Origin of the sequence: Klebsiella sp. K5-306 (genome assembly GCF_051835185.1) — a bacterium.
Lineage (GTDB): Bacteria > Pseudomonadota > Gammaproteobacteria > Enterobacterales > Enterobacteriaceae > Klebsiella > Klebsiella oxytoca.
The window spans coordinates 1-6,292 of the sequence record NZ_JAIFJY010000040.1; the positions used below are offsets into that span (position 1 = coordinate 1).

General features: G+C 62.9%; 4 protein-coding genes and 3 pseudogenes. 4 read left to right on the plus strand and 3 right to left on the minus strand.

Features of this window, described 5'->3' with window-relative positions; genetic code table 11:
* Positions 1-117: 117 nt before the first annotated feature.
* A pseudogene (locus tag K2184_RS28630) lies at positions 118-867 on the minus strand (Tn3 family transposase); the annotation flags it as partial.
* A 3-nt stretch (positions 868-870) separates the two neighbouring features.
* On the opposite strand from K2184_RS28630, the gene K2184_RS28635 reads away from it, so the two are divergent.
* Together K2184_RS28635 and K2184_RS28640 are read left to right on the plus strand one after the other, a co-directional pair.
* On the plus strand, positions 871-1,263 hold the full coding sequence (locus tag K2184_RS28635; protein WP_001351729.1) for a cysteine hydrolase family protein: 393 nt from the start codon (positions 871-873) through the stop codon (positions 1,261-1,263).
* 137 nt (positions 1,264-1,400) lie between these two features.
* Complete coding sequence (locus K2184_RS28640; protein WP_000058717.1) at positions 1,401-2,285, plus strand: DMT family transporter; 885 nt, start codon at positions 1,401-1,403, stop codon at positions 2,283-2,285.
* Positions 2,286-2,316: 31 nt separating this feature from the next.
* Here K2184_RS28640 and tet(A) read toward each other — a convergent pair whose 3' ends face one another.
* Positions 2,317-3,516 carry a tetracycline efflux MFS transporter Tet(A) gene (tet(A), locus tag K2184_RS28645; RefSeq protein WP_000804064.1) on the minus strand — a complete coding sequence of 400 codons (1,200 nt, stop codon included), beginning with the start codon at positions 3,514-3,516 and terminating at the stop codon, positions 2,317-2,319.
* A 105-nt stretch (positions 3,517-3,621) separates the two neighbouring features.
* Here tet(A) and tetR(A) point away from each other — a divergent pair, with 105 nt between their 5' ends.
* A complete protein-coding gene (gene tetR(A), locus K2184_RS28650; protein ID WP_000164043.1) occupies positions 3,622-4,272 on the plus strand; it encodes a tetracycline resistance transcriptional repressor TetR(A) in 651 nt (216 codons plus the stop codon).
* 315 nt (positions 4,273-4,587) lie between these two features.
* Here tetR(A) and K2184_RS28655 read toward each other — a convergent pair.
* Positions 4,588-6,102, minus strand: a pseudogene (locus K2184_RS28655) (Tn3-like element TnAs1 family transposase); the annotation flags it as partial.
* Between the two features lie 65 nt (positions 6,103-6,167).
* Here K2184_RS28655 and K2184_RS28660 point away from each other — a divergent pair.
* Positions 6,168-6,292, plus strand: a pseudogene (locus K2184_RS28660) (IS6 family transposase); the annotation flags it as partial.

The following is a 6,292-nucleotide window of genomic DNA, read 5'->3' on the forward strand; positions in this document are numbered from 1 at the left end:
CGAGGGACGCAGCTATCGCTGGATCGCACGCGAGCTCGGTATCAGCAAGAATACCGTCGCTGACATCGTGCAACGACACAGAGCTAACGCTTAGGGTGTCATTTCGCCCTCAGCCGGAACCGACCCCGAATAGGTTTCGTCGCGGATGTGCCAGGCTTGCAGCCAGGACAGCTTGGCGTAGGTCAGGCCGGGGCTCGACTCGGCCATCTTGGTCAGCCCGAGGTTGATCGCATCACCGAGGATTGCGGACAGCAGCAACGTCCTGTCTTTGGCCTCGGCCCCGTCCTTCAAGTGGGTGAAGTGGCGGCTGAAGCCCGTCCAGTCGTCCACGTCCATCAGCAGTTCGGTGATCTTGATGCGCGGCAGTAACTGGCTGGTTTGGTCGATCAGCGCCTGCGCCCGATCCGGCACCGCCGCATCCAGCGGGGTGATTTTCAGCCCTGACTCGGTGAGGATGGCATCGGGCAGCTCGTTGTCCTTGGCCAGGCGGGTGACGGTGGCCAACTGCTCGTCCAGCAGCTGCAAACGCTCTTCCAGGTACTGGTCGCTGTTCGGGTTGATCGCCAGGGGCAGGGCCTGCTCGCGCTTGAGTGCGGCGAACTTCTCGGCCGGCAGCAGGTAGTCGTCGAAGTCGCGGAACTGCCGCGAGCCCTTGACCCAGATGTCGCCGGAGCGCAGGGCGTTCTTCAGCTCGGACAGGGCGCAGATTTCGTAGAATTTCCGGTCGAGGCCTTCCGGGGTGATCACCAGCGGCTTCCAGCGCGGCTTGATGAAGGCCGTGGGTGCATCGGCCGGCACCTTGCGCAGGTTGTCGGCGTTCATCTCACGCAGGGTCTGCACGGCTGCCAGCACGCCTTGCGCGGCCGGCCCGTGCTGTTCCCCAACTTTTCGCTCGGCGAAGAGTATGAACATGCGCCGCCGGCGACGAATCGCCAAATCTCACCGTATCTCCCGAGCGGACGATTTCGCACCGGTCTGCCCGTCGAAGGGCTTGCGATCGAACGGGGCGACCTTTTCTATGCATGTCCGCGAGCCAGCGTCTTTTATGGCACGGCGCTCGACGCCGACCTTCGGACGCGCGGCGTAAGCACGCTTGTCATGGCCGGGATAAGCACCACCGGCGTTGTTCTTTCAAGCGTCGCCTGGGCTAGTGATGCGGACTACGACGTGCGTTTGGTCCAGGACTGCTGCTACGACCCGGATCGGGATGCCCACGAAGCTCTGTTGCGTTCCGGGTTCGGCGGACGTGTACAGGTCGTGTAATTTTCGGGCCTCGCATGATCGCGGCCATAGCCGCAGGTGGATTGGTGCGAGGCAGGGCCAGTCCAAGTCAGGGTGCGGTCATCGCGGCGCCTGCAACTCTCAAAAACCCATCGCCGTAGCGGAGGTCTTGTAATCGCATGTCATTACGCACGCCCGATTTATTGTTCACAGCGATAGCACCTGCCATTTGGGGCAGCACCTACATTGTCACCACCCAATACCTGCCGAACTTCTCACCGATGACGGTCGCGATGCTGCGGGCGTTGCCGGCGGGTTTATTGCTCGTGATGATCGTCCGACAGATTCCAACGGGAATCTGGTGGATGCGCATCTTCATCCTCGGCGCACTTAATATTTCGCTATTCTGGAGCTTGTTGTTTATTTCGGTCTACCGCCTGCCGGGCGGGGTCGCGGCGACGGTAGGCGCTGTGCAGCCGCTGATGGTCGTGTTCATCTCTGCCGCTCTGCTAGGTAGCCCGATACGATTGATGGCGGTCCTGGGGGCTATTTGCGGAACTGCGGGCGTGGCGCTGTTGGTGTTGACACCAAACGCAGCGCTAGATCCTGTCGGCGTCGCAGCGGGCCTGGCGGGGGCGGTTTCCATGGCGTTCGGAACCGTGCTGACCCGCAAGTGGCAACCTCCCGTGCCTCTGCTCACCTTTACCGCCTGGCAACTGGCGGCCGGAGGACTTCTGCTCGTTCCAGTAGCTTTAGTGTTTGATCCGCCAATCCCGATGCCTACAGGAACCAATGTTCTCGGCCTGGCGTGGCTCGGCCTGATCGGAGCGGGTTTAACCTACTTCCTTTGGTTCCGGGGGATCTCGCGACTCGAACCTACAGTTGTTTCCTTACTGGGCTTTCTCAGCCCGGGGACCGCCGTGTTGCTAGGATGGTTGTTCTTGGATCAGACGCTGAGTGCGCTTCAAATCATCGGCGTCCTGCTCGTGATCGGGAGTATCTGGCTGGGCCAACGTTCCAACCGCACTCCTAGGGCGCGTATAGCTTGCCGGAAGTCGCCTTGACCCGCATGGCATAGGCCTATCGTTTCCACGATCAGCGATCGGCTCGTTGCCCTGCGCCGCTCCAAAGCCCGCGACGCAGCGCCGGCAGGCAGAGCAAGTAGAGGGCAGCGCCTGCAATCCATGCCCACCCGTTCCACGTTGTTATAGAAGCCGCATAGATCGCCGTGAAGAGGAGGGGTCCGACGATCGAGGTCAGGCTGGTGAGCGCCGCCAGTGAGCCTTGCAGCTGCCCCTGACGTTCCTCATCCACCTGCCTGGACAACATTGCTTGCAGCGCCGGCATTCCGATGCCACCCGAAGCAAGCAGGACCATGATCGGGAACGCCATCCATCCCCGTGTCGCGAAGGCAAGCAGGATGTAGCCTGTGCCGTCGGCAATCATTCCGAGCATGAGTGCCCGCCTTTCGCCGAGCCGGGCGGCTACAGGGCCGGTGATCATTGCCTGGGCGAGTGAATGCAGAATGCCAAATGCGGCAAGCGAAATGCCGATCGTGGTCGCGTCCCAGTGAAAGCGATCCTCGCCGAAAATGACCCAAAGCGCGGCCGGCACCTGTCCGACAAGTTGCATGATGAAGAAGACCGCCATCAGGGCGGCGACGACGGTCATGCCCCGGGCCCACCGGAACGAAGCGAGCGGGTTGAGAGCCTCCCGGCGTAACGGCCGGCGTTCGCCTTTGTGCGACTCCGGCAAAAGGAAACAGCCCGTCAGGAAATTGAGGCCGTTCAAGGCTGCCGCGGCGAAGAACGGAGCGTGGGGGGAGAAACCGCCCATCAGCCCACCGAGCACAGGTCCCGCGACCATCCCGAACCCGAAACAGGCGCTCATGAAGCCGAAGTGCCGCGCGCGCTCATCGCCATCAGTGATATCGGCAATATAAGCGCCGGCTACCGCCCCAGTCGCCCCGGTGATGCCGGCCACGATCCGCCCGATATAGAGAACCCAAAGGAAAGGCGCCGTCGCCATGATGGCGTAGTCGACAGCAGCGCCGGCCAGCGAGACGAGCAAGACCGGCCGCCGCCCGAAACGATCCGACAGCGCGCCCAGCACAGGTGCGCAGGCAAATTGCATCAACGCATACAGCGCCAGCAGAATGCCATAGTGGGCGGTGACGTCGTTCGAGTGAACCAGATCGCGCAGGAGGCCCGGCAGCACCGGCATAATCAGGCCGATGCCGACAGCGTCGAGCGCGACAGTGCTCAGAATTACGATCAGGGGTCTGTTGGGTTTCACGTCTGGCCTCCGGACCAGCCTCCGCTGGTCCGATTGAACGCGCGGATTCTTTATCACTGATAAGTTGGTGGACATATTATGTTTATCAGTGATAAAGTGTCAAGCATGACAAAGTTGCAGCCGAATACAGTGATCCGTGCCGCCCTGGACCTGTTGAACGAGGTCGGCGTAGACGGTCTGACGACACGCAAACTGGCGGAACGGTTGGGGGTTCAGCAGCCGGCGCTTTACTGGCACTTCAGGAACAAGCGGGCGCTGCTCGACGCACTGGCCGAAGCCATGCTGGCGGAGAATCATACGCATTCGGTGCCGAGAGCCGACGACGACTGGCGCTCATTTCTGATCGGGAATGCCCGCAGCTTCAGGCAGGCGCTGCTCGCCTACCGCGATGGCGCGCGCATCCATGCCGGCACGCGACCGGGCGCACCGCAGATGGAAACGGCCGACGCGCAGCTTCGCTTCCTCTGCGAGGCGGGTTTTTCGGCCGGGGACGCCGTCAATGCGCTGATGACAATCAGCTACTTCACTGTTGGGGCCGTGCTTGAGGAGCAGGCCGGCGACAGCGATGCCGGCGAGCGCGGCGGCACCGTTGAACAGGCTCCGCTCTCGCCGCTGTTGCGGGCCGCGATAGACGCCTTCGACGAAGCCGGTCCGGACGCAGCGTTCGAGCAGGGACTCGCGGTGATTGTCGATGGATTGGCGAAAAGGAGGCTCGTTGTCAGGAACGTTGAAGGACCGAGAAAGGGTGACGATTGATCAGGACCGCTGCCGGAGCGCAACCCACTCACTACAGCAGAGCCATGTAGACAACATCCCCTCCCCCTTTCCACCGCGTCAGACGCCCGTAGCAGCCCGCTACGGGCTTTTTCATGCCCTGCCCTAGCGTCCAAGCCTCACGGCCGCGCTCGGCCTCTCTGGCGGCCTTCTGGCGCTCCTGCTGCGGCGTCCGCTCGTGGGCCGTGGCGCGGGTCCGCGCGCCGGCCTCGTGCGCCTGGCGCTCGCGGCCGTCTTCACGTTCTGCCTTGCGCAGATGAGATAGGGGAGCCCGCAGAATTCGGAAAAAATCGTACGCTAAGGTTTTCCGGGCATCCGTAAGGGCCGAAACTTCCCGTCTTCCAGTCTGCGGCTCTGCCGCCAGACGTAATCGCCGGTTAGGTTGATGTGCTCCCAGCCCAGCGGCGACAGGAATTGCAGCAGCTCGCCGTCCACCGGCTTGCCGGCCTCGACCAACCCCTGGGTGGCGCGTTCCAGGTACACCGTGTTCCACAGCACGATAGCCGCCGTCACCAGGTTGAGGCCGCTGGCCCGGTAGCGCTGCTGCTCGAAGCTCCGATCCCTGATTTCCCCAAGGCGGTTGAAGAACACCGCCCTGGCCAGCGAGTTGCGCGCCTCACCTTTGTTCAGGCCGGCATGCACGCGGCGGCGCAGTTCAACACTTTGCAGCCAGTCCAGGATGAACAGCGTGCGCTCGATCCGGCCCAGCTCGCGCAGGGCCACGGCCAGTCCGTTCTGGCGCGGGTAGCTGCCGAGCTTGCGCAGCATCAGCGAGGCGGTGACGGTGCCCTGCTTGATCGAGCTGGCCAGGCGCAGGATGTCGTCCCAGTGGGCACGCACGTGCTTGATGTTCAGGGTGCCGCCGATCAGCGGGCGCAACGTCGGGTAGGCTTGCACGCCCTGCGGCACGTACAGCTTGGTTTCGCCGAGGTCGCGGATGCGCGGCGCGAAGCGGAAGCCTAGCAGGTGCATCAGGGCAAAGACGTGATCGGTGAAGCCGGCCGTGTCGGTGTAGTGCTCCTCGATCCGCAGGTCGGACTCGTGGTACAGCAGGCCGTCGAGCACATAGGTGGAATCGCGGACGCCGACATTCACCACGCGGGTGCTGAACGGCGCGTACTGGTCGGAGATATGGGTATAGAACAGCCGTCCCGGCTCGCTACCGTACTTCGGGTTGACGTGCCCGGTGCTCTCGCCCCGGCCACCCGCGCGGAAGCGCTGGCCATCGGAGGATGAGGTCGTGCCGTCGCCCCAGTGGGCGGCAAAGGCGTGGCGATACTGGTGGTTGACCAGCTCGGCCAAGGCCGCCGAATAGGTTTCGTCGCGGATGTGCCAGGCTTGCAGCCAGGACAGCTTGGCGTAGGTCAGGCCGGGGCTCGACTCGGCCATCTTGGTCAGCCCGAGGTTGATCGCATCACCGAGGATTGCGGACAGCAGCAACGTCCTGTCTTTGGCCTCGGCCCCGTCCTTCAAGTGGGTGAAGTGGCGGCTGAAGCCCGTCCAGTCGTCCACGTCCATCAGCAGTTCGGTGATCTTGATGCGCGGCAGTAACTGGCTGGTTTGGTCGATCAGCGCCTGCGCCCGATCCGGCACCGCCGCATCCAGCGGGGTGATTTTCAGCCCTGACTCGGTGAGGATGGCATCGGGCAGCTCGTTGTCCTTGGCCAGGCGGGTGACGGTGGCCAACTGCTCGTCCAGCAGCTGCAAACGCTCTTCCAGGTACTGGTCGCTGTTCGGGTTGATCGCCAGGGGCAGGGCCTGCTCGCGCTTGAGTGCGGCGAACTTCTCGGCCGGCAGCAGGTAGTCGTCGAAGTGGCACTGTTGCAAATAGTCGGTGGTGATAAACTTATCATCCCCTTTTGCTGATGGAGCTGCACATGAACCCATTCAAAGGCCGGCATTTTCAGCGTGACATCATTCTGTGGGCCGTACGCTGGTACTGCAAATACGGCATCAGTTACCGTGAGCTGCAGGAGATGCTGGCTGAACGCGGAGTGAATGT

Coding starts and splice junctions, on each gene's coding strand:
- K2184_RS28640 (WP_000058717.1), top strand. CDS start 1,401: ATGTCATTACGCACGCCCGATTTATTGTTCACAGCGATAGCACCTGCC.